Source organism: Streptomyces sp. NPDC044061, from assembly GCF_056434305.1.
The window spans coordinates 1-19,006 of record NZ_JBWKFL010000027.1 but is presented as its reverse complement, the minus strand read 5'-3'; the positions used below and the strand labels follow the sequence as shown (position 1 = coordinate 19,006).

At 70.3% G+C, this 19,006-nt stretch carries 16 protein-coding genes; 7 read left to right on the top strand and 9 right to left on the bottom strand.

Annotation, left to right across the window (positions count from 1 at the left end):
- Positions 1 to 312: 312 nt before the first annotated feature.
- The 9 genes from AC07CM_RS34400 to AC07CM_RS34360 all read right to left on the bottom strand — a co-directional run bounded on the left by AC07CM_RS34400 (position 313) and on the right by AC07CM_RS34360 (position 10,339).
- A complete protein-coding gene (locus AC07CM_RS34400; RefSeq protein ID WP_478880404.1) occupies positions 313 to 1,200 on the bottom strand; it encodes a DUF5936 domain-containing protein in 888 nt (295 codons plus the stop codon).
- Between the two features lie 43 nt (positions 1,201 to 1,243).
- Entirely contained in the window at positions 1,244 to 2,185 is a 942-nt protein-coding gene (locus AC07CM_RS34395; RefSeq protein WP_478880403.1) for a type II secretion system F family protein, read from the bottom strand.
- Positions 2,186 to 2,206: 21 nt separating this feature from the next.
- Entirely contained in the window at positions 2,207 to 3,544 is a 1,338-nt protein-coding gene (locus AC07CM_RS34390; RefSeq protein ID WP_478880402.1) for a CpaF family protein, read from the bottom strand.
- A 27-nt stretch (positions 3,545 to 3,571) separates the two neighbouring features.
- Entirely contained in the window at positions 3,572 to 3,955 is a 384-nt protein-coding gene (locus tag AC07CM_RS34385; RefSeq protein ID WP_478880401.1) for a TadE/TadG family type IV pilus assembly protein, read from the bottom strand.
- A gap of 1 nt (position 3,956) precedes the next feature.
- Positions 3,957 to 4,388 (bottom strand): pilus assembly protein, encoded by a 432-nt coding sequence (locus AC07CM_RS34380; RefSeq protein ID WP_478880400.1) that lies wholly within the window; start codon positions 4,386 to 4,388, stop codon positions 3,957 to 3,959.
- The gene (locus AC07CM_RS34375) at positions 4,385 to 5,641 is read right to left on the bottom strand and encodes a CpaE/TadZ family protein (RefSeq protein WP_478880399.1); all 1,257 of its coding nucleotides are present in this window, start codon (positions 5,639 to 5,641) and stop codon (positions 4,385 to 4,387) included. The genes AC07CM_RS34380 and AC07CM_RS34375 overlap by 4 nt, the downstream gene beginning before the upstream one ends.
- A gap of 14 nt (positions 5,642 to 5,655) precedes the next feature.
- Entirely contained in the window at positions 5,656 to 6,363 is a 708-nt protein-coding gene (gene cpaB, locus AC07CM_RS34370) for a Flp pilus assembly protein CpaB (RefSeq protein ID WP_478880398.1), read from the bottom strand.
- 67 nt (positions 6,364 to 6,430) lie between these two features.
- On the bottom strand, positions 6,431 to 7,255 hold the full coding sequence (locus AC07CM_RS34365) for a hypothetical protein (protein WP_478880479.1): 825 nt from the start codon (positions 7,253 to 7,255) through the stop codon (positions 6,431 to 6,433).
- Between the two features lie 1,179 nt (positions 7,256 to 8,434).
- The gene (locus tag AC07CM_RS34360; protein WP_478880397.1) at positions 8,435 to 10,339 is read right to left on the bottom strand and encodes a helix-turn-helix domain-containing protein; all 1,905 of its coding nucleotides are present in this window, start codon (positions 10,337 to 10,339) and stop codon (positions 8,435 to 8,437) included.
- Positions 10,340 to 10,978: 639 nt separating this feature from the next.
- Between AC07CM_RS34360 and AC07CM_RS34355 the strand changes: the two genes are divergently transcribed.
- From AC07CM_RS34355 to AC07CM_RS34325, 7 genes are all read left to right on the top strand, one after another.
- A complete protein-coding gene (locus AC07CM_RS34355) occupies positions 10,979 to 12,388 on the top strand; it encodes an FAD-binding oxidoreductase (RefSeq protein WP_478880396.1) in 1,410 nt (469 codons plus the stop codon).
- Positions 12,385 to 12,594, top strand: coding sequence for a hypothetical protein (locus tag AC07CM_RS34350; protein WP_478880395.1), 210 nt, complete (start codon positions 12,385 to 12,387; stop codon positions 12,592 to 12,594). Before AC07CM_RS34355 ends, AC07CM_RS34350 begins: the two co-directional genes overlap by 4 nt.
- 400 nt (positions 12,595 to 12,994) lie before the next feature.
- Positions 12,995 to 13,693 (top strand): DUF4232 domain-containing protein, encoded by a 699-nt coding sequence (locus tag AC07CM_RS34345; RefSeq protein WP_478880394.1) that lies wholly within the window; start codon positions 12,995 to 12,997, stop codon positions 13,691 to 13,693.
- Between the two features lie 828 nt (positions 13,694 to 14,521).
- A complete protein-coding gene (locus tag AC07CM_RS34340) occupies positions 14,522 to 16,270 on the top strand; it encodes a hypothetical protein (RefSeq protein WP_478880393.1) in 1,749 nt (582 codons plus the stop codon).
- A 640-nt stretch (positions 16,271 to 16,910) separates the two neighbouring features.
- Entirely contained in the window at positions 16,911 to 17,639 is a 729-nt protein-coding gene (locus AC07CM_RS34335; protein ID WP_478880392.1) for a hypothetical protein, read from the top strand.
- 95 nt (positions 17,640 to 17,734) lie between these two features.
- Complete coding sequence (locus AC07CM_RS34330; RefSeq protein WP_478880391.1) at positions 17,735 to 18,022, top strand: hypothetical protein; 288 nt, start codon at positions 17,735 to 17,737, stop codon at positions 18,020 to 18,022.
- Between the two features lie 16 nt (positions 18,023 to 18,038).
- The gene (locus AC07CM_RS34325) at positions 18,039 to 18,683 is read left to right on the top strand and encodes a hypothetical protein (RefSeq protein WP_478880390.1); all 645 of its coding nucleotides are present in this window, start codon (positions 18,039 to 18,041) and stop codon (positions 18,681 to 18,683) included.
- The last annotated feature ends 323 nt before the right edge of the window (positions 18,684 to 19,006 follow it).

Below are 19,006 nucleotides of genomic sequence, written 5' to 3'. Positions count from 1 at the left end.
AGCGCGTTTCACTCGCGGCGGCTGTCCATCGCCTCGCCCGCAACGTCCTCACCTGTCTCGGTGCTACCGGCAGGGAGGCTTCGGGGCTCGCCGCCGTTTCCCATCCGGTCGCTGACGTCACCGGGCAGGCCGCCGTTTCCCGCCCCGTCGCCGACGGCACTGGCGTCACCGCAATGTCCGGCTCACTGGTGCGGGTGTGGGTGGGCAGGAGGGTGCTTGCGGGGGGTCTGGTGATTTCAGGAATTTTGGGGCGGCGGCGGAGCAGGCGGGTGTGTTGCTCGGCGGTTGTCATGGTGGTCCTCGCTCCGCCTTCTATTTGCCGACGACGGAGCTGAAGTCCACGCCGGAGCCGAGGAGGAGGCCTGCGCCGAGGAGGATCATGGTGGCGGGGACCATGAAGGTGGTGATCATCATGGTGGCTTTGGGGACGGCGCGGGCGGCTTTGCGGCGGGCGTTCTGAGCGTCGGTACGGCGCATGTCGGTGGCGAGGGCGACGAGGGTGTCGACGATGGGGGCGCCCAGTTCCTCGCCTTGCTGGAGCGCGGTGACGAACATGGCGACTTGCTCGGAGTCGTTGCGGCGGCGGAGTTCGGCGAAGGCGTGACGGCGTGGGACGCCGAGGTCCATCTGGCGCAGGGTGATGCGCAGTTCGTCGGCCCAGGGACCTTGGTATTTGGATGCGACCCGGTCCAGGGCCTGGCGGAAGCCGAGTCCGGCGCTGACCACCACGGCCAGCACGTCGAGGAAGTCGGGCAAGGTGCGCTCGATGACGTCCTTGCGGATGCGGATGGCGGCCCAGATGCCGGCCTCCGTCCACAGCGCGCCGAACAGCAGGAGCAGCAGGGCCACGAACCACTGGCCGCGTATGCAGAACACGAGGGTGCCGGTTGCGCCGAGGGCGCCGTAGACGGCGCGGCGGGCTGCGTAGCGGTCGATGGTCAGGCCGCCGGGGTTGCCGGCGAGGTCGATCCTGCGGCGGTATGCGGCGACCCGTTTGGGTCCCATCATGCGCAGCACGGCGGGGGCGTAGCGCATGCCGAGGCGGTCGACGAGGGAGTCGACCGCTCCGGTGCGGGTGGAGCCCACTTGAAGGGCCAGTGCGAGATCGTCGGGCAGTGGGGCGTCGGCCCGGTAGATGCGGATGCCGGCGAGGATTCCCCAGACGCTGAGGCCCGTTGCCAGCGCGAGTAGCAGTGCCATCCCTGCCTCCTCCTTTCTTACGTGAGTGGTTCGTCGCGCGGGTTCAGACGTCGATGCGGGACAGGCGGCGGATGAGGATGAAGCCGACGGCATACAGGGCGAACGCGGTGATCACCGCGGCCTGGCCGACGGGGGAGCCGGTCATGCGGTCCAGGGCGCCGGCTTTGACGCTGTTCATGAGGAAGAGCGCGCCGATGCCGAGGACGGGGACGGCGTAGGAGGTCATGTTGACCTGGGAGAGCTGGGTGCGGACTTCGCGGCGGGTCTCCTTGCGTTCCTCCAGGGTCTGGGTGAGGTTGCGCAGGGCGCTGACGACCTGGCCGCCCGCCCGGTTGGACAGCACCAGGGTGGTGACGAGGACGACCAGTTCACGGGAGGGGAGGCGGTCGGTCAGTTCGCCCAGGGCGTCGTCCATCGGCGCGCCCAGGGCCAGCTGGTGGGCGACCTTGGCCAGTTCTTCGCCGGCCGGGGCCTCCAGTTCCTCCGCCGCCATGGCGATGGCGGTGCGCAGGGCGAGGCCGGCCTGGGTGGCGTTGGCCAGGATGCGGGCGAGTTCGGGGAGTTGGTTGATGAATTTCTCGATGCGTCTGTGGCGCTGCCAGTTGAGGAACTGCATCGCCGCCCAGATGCCGAGGAGACCGGCGAGCGGGCCGAAGAAGGGGGCGAGGGTCACCTGGCCGGTGAGCCAGAGCGCGGCGACGGAGGTGAGCATGGCGGCGGAGAACTCGCCGGGGGTGAGGTCCAGGCCGGTCGCGGCCAGCCGCAATTCCAGTTTCCGGCCCAGGCGGGTGCGGCGCAGACGGCCGTCCAGGCGGCCGAAGCGACGCCGGCGGCCGATGGCGGCCTGCCCGGTCTGGGACAGCCGGTCGGCGAGGTCCTGCTGCTGGGCTCTGCCCGTGGCGTAGGCGTGGAGTCCGATGACGGCCAGGACGCAGGTCAGCAGGGTGACGCCGGTGGTGAGGGTGACGAGGGTGCTCAGAGACATGGGGGTGGGATTCCTGCCTGCTTACCTGGCTTCTCTGGTGGACAGCTGGTCGGTGGACTTGGCGACGCCGAAGGCCTGCGGGACGGGCTGGCCGGCCATGTAGAGGCGGTCGGCGCTGCGGCGGGGCAGGGGGTGGTGGACGAAGGCGCCGTGGATCCGGCCGTCGGCTGTCATGGGCCTGGCGGCGAACCGGGCGACGGTCGCCAGCCGGTACGGCTCCCCGCCGTGGCTGTCCAGGAGGGCGATCTCGGTGATGCGGCGGGCGCCGTCGGAGAAGCGGGTGAGCTGGACGATGACGTCGACGGCGCTGTTGATCTGGTCGTGCAGCGCGACGAAGGGGACCTCGATGTCGGACATGGAGGCCAGCGTCTGCAGCCGCATCAAGGCGTCTTCGGCGTTGTTGGCGTGGACGGTGGCCAGCGAGCCGTCGTGACCGGTGGACATCGCCTGCAGCATGTCGAGGGACTCGCCGCCGCGGACCTCGCCGACGACGATGCGGTCGGGGCGCATGCGCAGTGAGTTGCGGACCAGGTCGCGGATGGTGATCTGGCCCTTGCCCTCGACGTTCGGGGGGCGGGACTCGAGCCGGATGACGTGGGTCTGCTGGAGCTGGAGTTCGGCGGAGTCTTCGATGGTGATGATGCGTTCGTGCGCGGGGATGAGCCCGGACAGCGCGTTGAGCAGGGTGGTCTTGCCGGTGCCGGTGGCCCCGGAGACGATGATGTTGAACTTGGCCTGCACCAGGGCGGCCAGCAGGAAGAGCATGTGTTCGTCGAGGGAGCCGAAGCCGATCAGCTCGGGCAGGGTGAAGGAGCGCGGGAAGCGGCGGATGGTGAGGGTGGGGCCGGTCAGTGACAGCGGCGGGATGATCACGTTGACGCGTTCGCCGGAGGGCAGGCGGGCGTCGACCATCGGGTTGGACTCGTCCACCCGGCGGTTGACGGTGGAGACGATCCGTTCGATGGTCTGCATCAGCTGGTCGTTGGAGGCGAAGCGCAGCGGGAGCTGCTCGACCCGGCCGCCGCGCTCGACGAAGACGGTGTCGGAGCCGTTCACCATGATCTCCGTGATGGACGCGTCCTCCAGGAGCGGCTCGAGGATGCCGAGTCCGAGTGCCTCGTCGACCACGCGGCGGATCAGCTGGGAGCGTTCCACGGTCGACAGGACCGGGCCCTCGCGGCTGATGATGTGTCCGAGCACCCGCTCCAGTCGCGCCCGGCGTTCGGCGGCGGCGAGCGAACTCATCTCCGCGAGGTCGATCTCCTCAAGGAGTTTCGCGCGGTAGGAGGCGATCAGGTGAGCGTCCTCGCCCCGGCCGGCGTGCTCCTCGGGGGAGTGGATACGCGCGCGCAGGCTCATGGGTTGCTGGGCTCCTCGTCCTTGATGTCAGTTCTCGAGCGGCATGGTGGCGCTCTTGCGGGCGTCACCGATCGGGTCCCACAGGGGGATGACCGAGGGGATGTGGACCGTGGCGGTGACGGTGGCGGTGTCACCGCCGGGTGAGAACGTGCAGGTGGTGTCGTCCGCGAGCCAGCTGCTGACCGCCCGGGCGCAGGCCTGCTGGGCGTCCTGGCCGAGGGAGGCCGCACGCGCCCCGGCACGGGCCGCCGTTGCGGCCTGCTGGGCGGTGTAGGCGACGAGCCCGGTCTGGATGCCCGCCATGGCGACCAGCAGCAGGAGGGGAAGGAATCCCAGGTACTCGAGGGCGGCCTGGCCCCGGTCGCGGTGGTGGTGGCCTGTGTGCTCGCGGTGGTGGCGCGGTGAGGGCATGTCAGTTCCCGACCTCCGCCACGGCGCCGGCGTGCGCGTGCAGGGTGAGGGGGAAGTCGATCGTTCCGGGCAGGAGGACGGGCACGGCGAGGCTGACGTCGGCCGTGACGTAGCTGTCCCCGTCGGTTGACGAGCAGTTGATGCCGGCGCCGTCCTGCCACGCGCTGGGCAGGTCCTTGCGTCCCGCCTGCTCGCATGCGCGGGCCCGCTCGCCCCTCGCCGCCGGCGTCGCGGTTGCCGCGCGCACCGCCTCGTCCGCGGCGTTCCCCGCGAGGGTGTAGGTGTATCCGAGCAGCACGCACTGCCACAGCAGCACCAGCGTGATGATGATCGTCGGTGCCATGCCCAGCAGCTCGATGGTCACCTGGCCGCGGTCGGAGCCACGTACGCGCCCCGACCTGCGTCGTGCCCAGGCCCTCGTCCGCCCTCTCATTGCCCCGCCTTTCTGCGCCGCCTGAAGCTCGCCGGTCCCCGCTCGCCGCGCGGCCGGCCGCCGTTGGTGTGGCCGGCGTCGGGCGCTTTGACCAGGCCCAGCTCGCCCGCGAGGGCCCGCAGGGCCTGCCTCACCGTGCTCTTGTCGTCCAGCTCGTGCAGCCGTCCGGCGTCCACGACCGCCTGGAGTTCTTTGAAGTTCGCGGGGATCGCCGTGCCCGCCGGCGCCGCGCCGGTGATCTTTCGGATGAGCGGTGGCTGGATCTCCGTGTCGCGGCTGTGGCGGTTGACGACCACCGTCGTCTCCTCGGCCTTGCGGATCTGCAGCCGGTCCCACATGCGGACGGTCCGTTTGGCGGCGCGGACGGCGACCACGTCCGGGGTGGCCACCAGCAGGGCGGTGTCGGCCATTTCCACCGCGGCCGCGCCGGCGCCGCTGAGCTGGGCGCCGCAGTCGACCACCACCACCTCGTAGCGGGAGCGCAGGGCGCTGATGATCTGCCGGGCGGCGCGGTCGGTGACCTCTTCGCCGCGTTCGCCCTCGCCGGGGGCGAGGAGCAGGGCGAGGCCGGTGTCGTGGCGGAAGACGGCGTCGGCCAGGACGCGCGGGGAGATGTCGGTGATGGCGGCCAGGTCCACGACGGAGCGGCGGAACTGGACGTCCAGGTAGGAGGCGATGTCACCGGCCTGGAGGTCCAGGTCGACCAGTGCGGTGCTGTGGCCGCCGGCCTGCGCGGCCAGGGCCAGTTGGACAGCCGTCAGGGTGGCTCCCACCCCGCCTTTGGCGCCGCTGACCGTCACCACCCGTCCGCCCGCCTGGGTGAACACCTCGCCGCGGTGGCCGAGATGGCGTCGTACGCCCATGGACCACTGGGCGACCGCCTGTACCCGGCCGGCCAGTTCCTCGTACGACAGCGGGAGCGCGACCAGGCCGCGGGCGCCGGAGTCCATGGCCGCGGCGAACAGGCTGGGGCCGGCGTCGGAGGTGATCAGGATGACGCCGACGGCCGGGAAGCGCAGGGCGACCTCGCGGATCAGCTCCAGCGCCGGGATGGGGCCGATCCGCTCGTGCACCACCACGACCTCGGGCAGGTCGTCGACGGACTCGGCGGCCAGGCGCGCGAGGGTGTCGAGGAGCTGGGTGGAGTCGCCGACGGGTGGCTGCGGTTCGGCGTCGGGGAGCTGGCTGAGCAGCGTGGTGAGGGACCGGACCGCGTCCGCGTCGCCGACTGCCGCAAGGATCCTGGTGGGCATGCGTGCGGGTTCTCTCACTTGTCGTTCGCGAGTTCGTAGGTCCGGTCCTTGGCGGGTACGCCGGTGTCGCCGCCGGGTGCGAGAAGCGCGAGCCGGACGCGCTGGGCGAAGGACTCGGCGTAGGTGATGCGCTGGGCGTCGGCGGTCTGGAGCGCGAAGGTGATCGGGACGGCCTGGCTGGGCTGCTGACTGCGGTCGTCGGCCCTCGCGTCCAGCGCGGTGATCCGGCCCACGTCGAGCACTCGGGCGCCGGTCACAATGATCTTGGACTGGGCTGGGTCGCCCTCACGTTTTCCCGGGAACGTGGCGTACACGTTGACCGTGGAGCCCGGTGTGATCTTGCCGGCCACGCCGGTGGCCGCGTCGATCATGATGGCGACCTCCTGCTGACCCGGCTGCAGGGCTGGCTGGTCGACGATCATGTCGCTCTGCAGCAAGGAGCCTTGCCTGAGGGTGGTGACCGCGGTCTTGCCCTGGATCTGGGCGAGATCGGTGACGGCGTTGGGCGACAGCCACCGCCGGGGCATTCTGATCTTCTCGAACTGGCTCGTGGCCAGCGGCGTGTACGGCTTGACGCTGGTCTTGAGCTGGTAGGCGCTGACCTCGGGGCCGACCTTGGACTTGGCGTCGCTGATCACGGACAGCACGCCCGCGGACGCGCCGAGGGCGCCGAGGACGGACAGGAGCAGGAGTATCACGCCGCGGCGCTGACGGGAGTTCATGAACCGTGCAACCTCAATTGGGCATATCGGTCGAGCTAGGGGTCGGATGGCGGGGCCGGCGGAAGGCTCACTCGGGGGAGGTGTGACCCTCACGGACCAGCGGGGTGTGGGCCGGCAGGGTGGCGAGGCAGAAGACGCAGCGGTCGCCGATGACATCGATGCCGCAGCAGTGGCACACGTTGCGGCGCGCCGAGGTGACCAACTGGTGGAGGACGGGCCGGTCGGGCAGGTAGGTGCAGAACTCGACCAGCTTCTGCGTCCCCCACCATGCGGCTGACTCGGCCGGCAGCGCCGCCTCGCGCAGCCCGACCATGTTCCAGGCCGGGGCGAGGGTGGTGCGGACCCAGTCCGAGGGGAGCCGGCCCTGGGCGGTGAGCATCCAGGTGCCGAAGTCCGGCCCGGTGAGGGTGGCTTCGGGGCCGATGGAGACCACCTGGGGCGCAGGGTGGGCGAGCACGCCGAACTGGCTGCCCGGCACCCAGGACCTGGCGTGCGCCTTGAGTCCGACGGGCACGTGCTCCAGGCGGGTGACGGAGTTCAGTACGGCGCCGCAGTGGACGTAGTGGGTCAGCAGCCGGCCCGCCGAGGCGAGCACGCCTGGGCTCAGGTCGCCGGAGGCCAGCTGCCTCAACTGGCGTGCCAGCACGGCGATGCCCAGCGGCGGCAGCTCGGGGTTGAACAGGGCGATACGGTCGCTCTCCAGCAGGCAGCGCACGGTGTGCAGGCGGCGCCGAACGGCGGCGGGTACGGCGGCGGAGTGGACGACGATCACATGTCCGTGCTGGTCGAGCAGCGTCTGCATGCCCTCCAGCGCAAGCTCCAGCGGCTGCCGGTGCAGATCCTCGAGGACGACGGCGGGCACGGTGTGCTCGTCCTGTGCGGGCAGCGCCATGTCGGCGCTGGTGACAGCGATCGCGGTTGACACGAGAGCTCCTCGTTTGACGCCTGTCGGCGCACCGTCGGTCTGTTGGCACACCGGATTGACTCACGACGGCAACGGCGCTGTTGGCTCTCGCGGTTGTTCGTCTTGGGTCATGAGCGATGCCACCGCACGAAACGTCCCGGGCACCTCTTTCGGTGCTCCGTCCCGATCCTGGGTTGCGGGCATCGGCCACTGACTGGTCATCTGGCGCAGATGCTAAGGCTTTGATAGGACAATGCGTCAATACTGGTTGCCATGTGTTGGGCCATCGGCTCAATTGGCGACCCAAGTCGTGTGAGCGCAAAAGGCCAGCGGCACAGCCACCGATCACGGAACGGAAGCCGGCCGTAAAGTGCCCTGCCAGGTCCCGCGGCCGGCCGGCGCCCTGAACCGGGGCGCGACGACGGCCCACCCAAGGGATCCGGCTACCACGACCGGGCCGGGACACTGCATGGCCACCTGCCCGCCCTCCGCGCCCTGGCGAACCGTCCGGCCTGGTCCCGAACCACGCATGCCCCCACCTCTCGGTCAATCTGAACCGCTACTCACATCCGGTACTCCGGCGCAGAACGGTAGGAATGAATCAGCCGCCGACGACAGGGCCCCCCGAGCCCATCGGGGCCCAACGCAAGGCCCAAATCGGCGTACGGCCGACGGCGTATCAGGGACCGCAGCCCTGCCCGTACGGGCACGATCCCCCGTGCGGGGGACGGCATACAGGCACGGTGGCCGTCCCAAACGGACCCACCGACCCCGTGAGCTGCGCGCCCTGGCCCGCAGGCCGGGGCGAAACGGGCACGTGCAGCATGCTGCTCGGAGGCCCAGGCCCACGTGCCCGGCCGGCCCTCCCCAAGGCACCGAGTGGTCCCCGGTCAGCACAGCGAATCATCGGTCGGCTTCGCGCAGGTGCCGGGGCGAACGTGTCGGCCGCAGTGGTGCGACGGCCTGGCATGGGCTGCCTCTCATGCGCCCCCCAGCGCGTGTTCGCAGACTGGCGCTGCGACTACGGCACGTACGTCCGCAGGCGTGGGGGCCTGAAGGTGTCACGCCGACGACGGCCCGCATGAGCGCCGTCCCCGGTCCGGCTCGGGCAGGGACACCTGCGCCGTCGAGCGGGCCTTCTTCCTGGGTGCGACGCCAGGACATGCGTCAGTCCCGGCGGCTGGTCAGCGCCTCGAGCAGACGCTGCAGCCGCAGTGCCAGTTGGATCTCGAGGCTGTGCGAGGGGTCCTTCCACCGGGGTCCGATGAGTTCGGTGATCCTTTCCAGCCGCTGGTAGAGGGTGTTGGCGTGGATGTGCAGCTCGCTGCAGGTCTTGGCATGGTGCCGGGACTGGTCGAGATACACGCCCAGCGTGTGGGCCAGCGTGCGGTGGCGTCGTCGGTCGTGATCGAGCAGGGGACCGATGGTGAGGCGGACGAATGCGGCTATCTCATCTCGCCCGGCCTGGTTGAACAGGCCTCGGTAGACGCCGAGTTCGGATGCCTGCGCGCAGGTCCCGGATCTGCCGAGGGCGTTGAGCACGGTGGCTGTCTGCCGGGCCTTGTCGTGGGAGTCGCGGGCGGCGCGGGTGCCGCCGTGGCAGGAGGCGATGCCGACGGTGCAGGGCAGTTCCCGTCCGGCCAGCAAGGTGAGCCGGTCCTGCACCTGCGCGGGGGAGGCACCGGCGATCAGCGCGACGACGTGGTCTGCGTACTGGGCCGACCAGCCGCCGAGATCGGAGACGAGCCGTTTCGCCCACTGGGCGGCTCCGTGAGGGTCTTCGGGGCATGGATCGAGCACGGCGACGGCCGTGATGCTGTCCATGTCGATCCCCGCGGACTGGGCCCTGCGGCGGGTGACCGCTTCATCGGTGTCCGGGGAGAGCAGCGCGTTGATGACTTCACCGCGGTTACGCAGTTCGGCTTCTGCGAGGGAACGTTCGGACACGACGACCAGCGCCACCGATGTCGCGCCAATGGTCAGCAGACGCACGGCCTCCTCGTCGATCGGCGTGGGCGAGACCGCGATGAGGCATCCGGCGTATCCGCTGCGCAGCAGCACCGGCACGACGACGCCCTCACCGTGCTCGTCGTGAAGCCGACGTGGAGCAGGATCACCAGCGGGGCCGAGGACCTCCTCGACCCCGCCGGGAATCCCCACGGGTGAGCCTGCCAGCCGCTTGCCCAGGTGGTCGAAGACGGCGACCGGTGTGTCCAGCGCGTCCTCGAGGGCTGCGGCGATCTCCTTGAACCCCCCTCCGTGGATGATGACGCCGGTGAGCTCTTCACGCAGCTCGATGGCCCGCTGACGCACGTTGTTGGTGTGAGTGAGGTGCTCGTAGGCGGTCTGCAGGTCGCGGGCCGCGGCCCGGTACTGCTCGAACAGGTGCGCGTTCGTGATGGCTACCGCGGCGTGCGACGCCAGGGCGGCGAGCAGTTCGATCTCCTCGGCGGCGAAGAAGCGCGGACGCCGGTCGGCTGCGAACAGGACACCGATGGTCTCCGCCCCGGCGATCAGCGGGACGCCGAGGATCCCGCCCAGCTGTTCGTTGGCGGCTGCCGCGTCACTCGAGGGAGTGTGGGGAAAACAGGTGTCGTTGAGGTACGCCTTGCTCCACAGGGGCCGGCCGGTGCGGATGACCTCACCCCCGAGGCCGCTGTGCGAGGGCAGTCGGATACCGCGCAGGCCCGAACCCATCGATCCGTCCGCGACGTCGATGCGCAGTGTTCCGTCCGACTGCGTCAGCATGATGTAGGCCACGTCAACGCCCAGGAGGCGTCGTGCCTGGGACGCGACCTCCTGCAGCACCTCCGACGGAGCCCTCAGTGAGGCGAGCCGCCGCGCAAGATCATTCAGGACCTTCAGCTCGTCCGCGTGGCGCTGCTGTTCTGCCAGCCGTGCTCGAAGCGCCAGCGTCTGAGAGGTCTGGGCGTCGATGGCCCGATGCTCATCGGCCGGCAACTCGGCCAACCGCATGCGGCGATATTTCTCGATCTCCATGGATGTCCAGCCGTCGGCCAGCATGTCCAGCCACGGGTTGCTGGACGCGGGCGTCGGACGTCGGTCAGTCATGCTCTCCATGATGCGAACAGAGCCCCTTACGGCCATGGAGTAATCGACCACATAGTCGCGCCCAGAGTAGGCACCCTCTCCATATGAATGCTGTGGCCTGACTCACCCGGGGCGGGGTTCGAAAACCGACCCCTGGCTGCACGGGGCGGCCTGGGATACGTCGCCTGCGTCAGTCACGCCGACAGCTCGGCTCGGTGTGGGTTCCGGGCGCCGGCAGCCCTCGCCGGGCGTTCGCACGACGAGAAAATCGTCCTGTTCCTGGTCGTGGAGCGCACGCCTCAATGGATGCATGTGGACGGCCAAAGGCGCCACTGCCCCTGCCCGCCCTGTACGGCGTCCGCGACGGGACGGTGCCTGAGCAGCCGGCCGGCAACCGGGATTCGCAGCACGCTCTTCCCCGCGATCGATGCGCGCCACAGCGCGTCCCCCCGTTCGCCGTCCGGCGCCGATCGCGCCCCCGCCCGCTGGAACGGCCCCCGGCACTGTGCCGCTGCGAGTCCTTTGGACCGCGCCCATCGGGCAGCAGCGCCCGCCCCTCATTCGAGTCTTCGGCTCATGGATACTTCCCACACTGCGCTGCGGCCATCGTGGAGGTGCCGTCCGTTGAGCGCGCTGGGTGGGGCTCCCTAGCGTGCTGGCATGAGTGATGAACGGACCACTGGCGTACTCACCGAACAGCTGAGCCGCGAGCTGCCGCCCGGACGGGTGCTGACCGATCCCGTCGTGACCATCGGGTACGCCCACGACGAGGCCGAATGGGCGCCGTACGGCACACCCGCGGCCGTGGTCCGCCCGCGCACCGCCGAGGAGGTTCAGCAGACCGTTCGGGCGTGCCTGCGCCACGGGGTGCCGATCGTCACCCGGGGAGCGGGGACAGGGCTGTCCGGCGGGGCGAACGCCGTCGACGGCTGTGTGATCGTCTCGACCGAATCCATGACGACGATCAAGGAGATCGACCCGCTGGAGCGGCTCGCCGTGGTCGAGCCGGGTGTGGTCAACGAGGTGCTGCGATCGGCCTGCGCCGCACAGGGACTGTGGTACCCGCCGGACCCGGCCAGCGCCCAGTGGTCGACCATCGGCGGCAATGTCGCGACCAACGCCGGCGGACTGTGTTGCGTCAAGTACGGCGTCACCCGTGACTACGTGCTGGGACTGCAGTTCGTCACGGGCACCGGGGACCTGGTCCGTGTCGGCCGCCGCACCGCCAAGGGCGTCGCCGGGTACGACCTCACCGGCCTGATGGTCGGTTCCGAGGGAACCCTCGGCGTGATCACCGAGGTGACCCTGCGGCTGCGTCCGAGCCGGCAGCCCGAGCACACCGTGGCCGGCTTCTTCTCCTCCGTCGTGGACGCGGGACGCGCTGTCTTCGCGGTGGCTGCCGCCGGACTGACTCCCTCGGCGCTGGAGCTCGTCGACCGGCACTGTCTTGCGGCGGTCGACGCCTGGAAGAACATGGGTCTGTCGACCGAGGCCGAGGTCGTGCTGCTGGGCCGCACGGACGCTCCCGGCCTGGCGGGCGAGGCTGAGGCGGAGGCCATGCGCCACTACTTCGCCGAGGCGGGAGCGACGTACGCCGTCCGCTCCACCGACCAGCAGGAGGCGGACGCCCTGTTCGAGGCCCGGCGTCTGGCCTATCCGGCGCTGGAGCGGCTCGGCCCGGTGCTGACCGAGGACATCTGCGTGCCCAAGGCGGCGGTACCCGAGATGCTCGCCCGCATCCACGCGATTGCCGAGCGCCACCGGACGTTCATCGCCAACATCGCACACGCGGGGGACGGCAATCTGCACCCGCTGCTGATCACCCCGACCGGAGACGAGGACGCTCGGCGCCGGGCGCAGGCCGCCTTCCACGACATCATCGCCCAGGCCCTCGAACTGGGCGGCACGGTCACCGGGGAGCACGGCGTGGGACTCCTCAAGCGGGACGGGCTGCGCGAGGAGACCGGCCCCGGGGTGCTGGCCCTGCACCGGGCGGTCAAGGACACCCTCGATCCCCAGGGCCTGTTCAACCCCGGCAAGCTGTTCACCGATGAGGAAGGGAGCCGGTGAGGACCGACGCGAGAGTCCGCCTCGGCCGCACCCGGATCGAGGGCACCCACACTGACGGCATCGCGGTCCTGCGTGGTATCCCGTGTGCCGCCGCACCCAACGGCACCCGCCTCGCACCGCAGCGCCGCGCGGTCCACGGCCACGCGCCCGATGCCCGCCGGCCCCCGCCGACCACCCACCCACACCCGGAGGCCGTCGGCCGCTGAGCCGAAAGCGCGCAGCAGTGCGGCGAGCGAGGGACGCCGCCGACATCGGAAGGGAAAAGGCGACCCGCACGCTCCGCACGGCGCCCATGACCGCGGTCCTGTTCGCCATCAGGTGACGCAGCACCGCGTATCGCGGGCTGGTGGCTGTCGGCGGTCATCAGCCCGCGATGTCGTGCATCACCTGTCAGCGGGTGAAGCTTTCCCAACCCGCGCGGCGTGCGTCCGCGGTCACGGCATCCGGGGCTTTGTCCGGGGGCGGAGGGAAGGATCTGCCGGGCGGTTGCCGCGCTGCGCGCATCCGGGCCTGTGAGCCTTGTCATGTACCGGCGCGGAACGGGGTGCGTCGTCGCCGGCGTCTCTCCGCATGCAGTTACTGAACGCTCATTCAGGAGGGAATTGCATGCGAGTCCGTACCGCTGTTGCCGCCGCCACGATGCTCGTCGCCGGGCTGGCTCTTACGGCCTGTCAGGGAGATGACGACAAGGCCTCCGGCAGTCCGTCCCATGCCGGAACCGCCACGGCCACGAGCACGTCGGGCAAGTCCCAGGGCGGGGCCTCCGGTACCGCCGGCTCCGCCACCGGCGGCAAGGGCACGTCGGGCGGCGCGGCCGACACCGGCACCGCTACGTCGGGCAGCGCGGGCGGCAAGGGCGGCACGATGGTCGCCTGCACCGCGAAGACGACCGGCGTGACCTTCGTGGCGGCCGCCAAGCACGCGACCGAGTCCGAGCCCGCGGCCGCCACGTTGAAGATCACCAACAGGTCGGGCAAGCCGTGCACGATCGTCGGTGCCACGAGCCTGGTAGCCAAGGACGACCAGGGCAAGAGCAACCCGATCCAGACCGACAACTCCGCAGGGGGAACCGACGCCGTCGACCTGGCACCGGGTGCGACGGCCACCGCCGAGGTGCTCTACGCCGACGTGAACTTCGAGGGCACCCAGTCGGCCCGCGACGTGTGCGGGGTCCAGGCTTCCAAGGTGCAGATCGCTCTGCCCAAGGATGTCGGCCGGACGGTCAAGGTCGTCAACGGCAGCGGCTCGCCGGCCACGTTCAACGTCTGCGGTCCCGACGTGAAGTTCGAGGCGTTCCACGCCTGATCGGTCCAAGGGGCGCGGCGCGCACCGCGCCCCTCTGACCGACGGTGAGCCGCGGCGTCACGACGCCGCATGCGGGGACAGCCTCCCGCCCGCTGAAGGTCCTCGGCAGGCCTACGCCTGCTGAGCCAAACCGGTCGAGGCCCACTTCGGCCGCTGCGGCAATCCACCCTGGCCGACTCCCACATCGCAGCCGTCCCGCAAGACCCGGGCCCTCCACCGCTTCCTGCTCCGGCGCACCCGCCAACGCCCGCCACGCCGAGGTACTCGCCGCCCCACGCGAGGAACGTGCCCCCATCCGCAGGGACGGAAGGCCTCGTCGGGAAGCTCAGACATCCCCGGGTCCGCGAGCGCCGCCTGGCTGCTGCCGGCTCGTGGCGTGGCCGAATGAGTCCACCTGCTCCGTGCAAGAAGTGCCCGCTCCGACACGGGCGCTGCTGCCGCGATGAGGTTCAGCGGCCGGAGCCGGGAACGCGAGCCTGGGCCCTGCGACCAGCCGCCCGTACATGCCCGTTCCGCCCTGCTCGGCAGGCCCGATCGCGCAGCTCACGGGATCGGCAGGCCCGCTTTGTGATGGCCACCGCGCCCCTATGCCGTTCCCCCGCGCGGGAACGTGCCCGTACGGGCGGGCCCACAGTTCCCGCCCCTGGGTTGGCCCTGCGGCAATTGGGTCTGGGTTGGGCCCCGATGAGCACGTGGGGCCCTGTCATCGGGCCCTGATTCGTTCCTAGCGTTCGTACCCGCCGGAGTACCGGATGTGAGTAGCGGCTTAGATGACCGAGAGGCTGGGGCATGCGTGGTTCGGAACCGGGTCGGACGGTTTGCGGGGGCGTGACGGGCGCGGACCGCGGGCAGGGGACCACGGAGTATCTCGGCCTGGTCGCGGTGGTCGGAGCCATCGTGCTGGCCGTCGTGGGAACCGCACTCGGAACGGACGTCGACCGTAAGGTGCTCTGTCAGGTCGAGCGGCTGGCCGCCGGCGGCGGATGCGGGCGGGGCAATGACGCGGGCAGGCCGCCGCAGGGAGCGTCTGGGGGCACGGGAGGCGGAACAGCAAGTCCCACCGCAGGGGCGCCGACCGGTGGACCCGGAACACCGCCACCGGACGACGACCCCTTCCAGCCGGCCAAGTGTCTGCTGTCGTCGGACGAGACGAAGGACACCGTGGTCGTGCAGATCCTCTTCATCAAGATCTCTGCCAGCGAGCAGGTCAAGGTCCAGCAGTGGTCGGACGGTTCCGTGACACTGGAGCGCATGTCCACCGCGGGCGGGGGAGTCACCGCCGGCATCGGTGCGAGCATCCCGGGTCTGAAGAACTGGGGCGGAGGGGCGTCGTTGGGCGGTAGCTACGTCAAGAGCAGTGGCAGCGGCGGGCAGTGGATGTTCAACGCCCACAAGTCGGATGACCATCAGAAGGACCTGGAGCAGAATCTCAAGGATGCGAAGCAGTTCGCCGAGTTCCTCAAGGCGGCGGAGAAGTGCCGTTCCCGCCCGCCGGGCGCTCATTCCACCGAACTGGGCATGATTTGCGGCCACGTTGCGGACAAGAAGAAGCCGGACGTCGATCCTGAGAAGGCACCGGACATCGACATCACGAAGACCACGACCGAGGTGTCGGGTGACGTGAGCTTCGGCGGGAAGTACGCCAAGGACGACAAGAAGCTGAAGTCCCTGAAGGACGACATCGCCGCGGAGATCAAGAAGGCGAATCCGAAGGATTCCCCCGCAGAGCTGGCCAGCAAGATCAAGACGGCGCAGGACACCCTCGTGGGCTCCGCTCCGGACACCAAGGGGGTCGGCGGCGCCTCTACTCAGGGTTTGTCCGGGGCGATGAGCAAGGACGTGGTCGTCATGCGCACGAAGACCGGTCCGGACGCGGGGAAGGTCACCTTCGTCTACACCTTCGAGATGAACGGCAAGGCGGGCGTGGGGGAGAAGTCCAGCGGGTCGCACATGCAGCAGATCGCCGTCACCTACGACGCCGCCGCCTACGACGACGAGGTCAAGCACGGAGCTGCGCACCACCCGGAGAAGCTGAAGATCGTGACCAGCGAGGAAAGCGGCAGCGGTCCCGGCATCAACGTCGGCGGCTCGGTGAACACCGGCCCGGTCACGATCGATGTCGGTGCAGGCGGCGGCAAGAGCAGCACGCGGTTGCACACCGAGAGCGCCGAACTCGCACTGACCGACGACCAGGACCGCAAGGCCGTGGAGGAGTGGATTCGGGGCCGCGGCAGCAACCCCGCGGACCGCGGCGTTCCTTCCCCGCACGACCTCGCGGGCAAGTCGGCCGCGACCGCGGGGCCCATCGAGCGGCTGTTGCACGACAAGTCCCAGATCTCCAGCCTGGACTACGACGTCAACACCGACTGGTGGAACGCCTCCTTGGGGATCGGCTTCGGCCTGTCCGCCGGTTCACTCAGTGTCGGGTTCAAGCTGTTCGGTCTCGACGTCACCCACGAGAAGAGGACACAGACCATCACCGGCAACCCCGCCTACGCGGGCGCCCCGGCCGTGGATGGCAGCAGGCCGTGGAAGCCGTTCACCAAGTGCTCTGGCACCAAGCCCATCCCCGCCTGAAGGGTGCTGCGGCGACCTGTGACCGGGCAGCCGGAATCGAGGATCTGGCCCACGTGTTCATGCGGTGCGGGCACCGCGGCGCATGTGGGCGACGGCCCGGCCGGCGCCGTGGAGGCGGCCTCCGTGTTGCCGGCAGTCGCGCAGGAGCACGTCGTTCTCCGTCCGGGAGAGGATGCGGTGGACACAGGCGCCGACTTCGCGGTGGTGCGGCGATGTCCTCATCACTGCCCTGCGGCAGCGCCCGCCCGGGTCGTTCGCGGTCAAGGACGATCCGCCCGATGCTGATGGGCGGAGCCGTCACCGAACACGGCCACACCCGGGTCGTGTGCCGGGACTCTTGCCCGCCCTCCGCATCAACGGTCCCGCCTGCAACGGGTCCGGAGTTGATACGGCCCCGGTCCCTCCAGGGAGTGCGCTCCGGGCGCGGTGCCTCCCGGCTCCGGCCAGGGCCGGGGCTGCCGGTCCAGCCCGGGGCTTACGTGACCGTCAGGACAGCCGGAACACACCGCGTCCAAGCCCTCTCTCGTGTGTTCTAAGCGGCCGGCGACGGTCGGGCCGCGCTGCCTGTGCGGGCCCCCTCCACTTCTCGCACGGCGCGACCCGGCCCACCTCTTCATCGCGGCCAGTCAGGAGATTTCCCATGCCTTCCCCTGTTCCTCCCCTCCCGCCCGTACGGGCCACCGGCACCCACACGGGGCCACGCGCCGTGGCCGCCCCGTTCTTCACTCAGGCCCGTGCCGCTCAGGCGCTCACCACCCTTCCGCCGCTGGTGGACGGGGACTGCGTCACCTGCCCCAACGGGCTGGAGTGGTGGCGCTGCGAGGGCCGGTGGGTGAGGCCCAATCAGCTGGACGGACTGGACCTGTCCGATCACGTGGTGGCCGGCTGGTGGGCGCGGCGTGCCCGGCCCGGCAGCCGGTTCACCGTGGTCCACCAGCTCACCCCCGGCGAGGTCAAGCGGATCACCGCCCCCCGCTACACCAGCCGCTTCCACGGGCTCAGCCTGAAGGGGGGAGAGTTCATCCGCGAAGAGACCGTCACCGGCGAGCAGTTGCGCCACCTCGCCACGCACGCGGCCGTGTCACCCACCAGCAGCGCCCACCTGGAACTGCCCTCCGGCGTCGTCACCCTTCACTCCGACATCGTCGGCGACGTCTTCTTCCTGCCCACTACCATGCAGGCCCACCGGCCCGGGCCAACCCGCCGCCCAGCTTCGGCCAGGAGGACACCCCGGCCGCCGGCCGGCCCTGACACGGGGGCGGCCGTGTCCTGGTTCCACGCAGGCGAGTCACCTGCCCCCGATCCACCCGCTGCCGCAGGCGAGGACGGCAGCGGCGACGGCCTGCCGTCGAACACGCCCGCGCGCTGACCCAACAGAGCGCCCCCGGCGCGCGGGGCCCGCTCTTTGACGATCCGCAGCTCTGGAGGTGCCGGCGCTGCAGACCCACACCCCAGGCACCGTCCATGACCATCGCGATCAACTACTCGTCCGTCATCGCGCTGGAGCACCTCTCCAACAAGCCTCACGGAACATGGACGTTCTTGCCGTTCGGTTCCCCGGCGCGCCGTGTTTCCATCGTCGCGAGCTGTGCGAAGGCGTTGACGGCACACCGGTGCGAGGGCACCGCGCTGGGCGTCCTCCGACAGACATCCCGTCTTGGCATCAAGCAGCCCTGCGTGCAACGTCTTGCCCGCTGCATCCGAGGAGAAGAGCGTGACCCGATTTGCGCGGCTGAAGTCAGTTGCGGCTGAACACCCCATAGGCATCATGATGATTGTGGGACTGTGTCTGGCCGCGCTGGGTGGGGTGGCCGAGCTGATGGCACGAGAGGCTCTCGCGGACCGGATCCGGGCGGAGCCGGGCCTTGTCGGAGCCGACGCCACGGTCCGGCAGAGCGGCGGCTGGGCCCTGGCCGCCCTGGCCGGGCAACGGCTGCGTGAGGTGGACGTTGTCTCGGACAACGCCACCCTGGGGCCGCTCACCGGCGTGTCACTCCAAGCCGAGGTGTACGGCCTCCGGCTGGGCTCGTCGCCCGACTTCCAGCGTGTCCACGGGCTGGCCATCGTGGACGCAGACTCCCTCAGGGAAGCTTTCAACAAGGCGGCACCAGGCATGGCAGTGACGTCCGTGACCCTGAACAGCAACGAGGGGACCATCTCCATACAGACAGCAGGGACAGACGGTCCGAGGCGCGTGGTCCTGGAGCCCAGGCCGGATACGGTCGGAAGCATCACCTTCGAACCGGTGGACGACCAGAAGGCTGGCGCGCGACCCCCAGCCGGCCTGAGCGCGACCGCCAACTCCCCAGCACAGGGAGCCGAGGCCCTCGGCCTCAAGGTACAGGCGGCGGCGGTCGAGCGAGACGGCCTGCACCTCATCCTGGACGCGGGCGAAGGCAAGCTGCAGCCGTGACGCCGAGGCGGGGGTGGGCAGGCGTAAGCACGTCACTGACCGAGGCCGCACCCCACCTGATGGCGATCACCATGTGCGACGCATACGCCATGCAGCATGCCGCCGCAGCCGGTGACGGAATACCCGAGAACCATCGAGTCACCCGCTGTGACGCCGCAGTCGCATCAGGTTCACGGGCTGGTTTCCGGTGCAGCGGTGGAGGGGGGGGGGGGGGGGGGGGGGGGGGGGGGTGGGGGGGGAGGGGGGGGGGGCGGGGGGGGGGGGGGGTGGGGGGGGAGGTGGGGGGTGGGGGGGGGGAAGGGGGGGGGGGGGGGGGGCAGTGG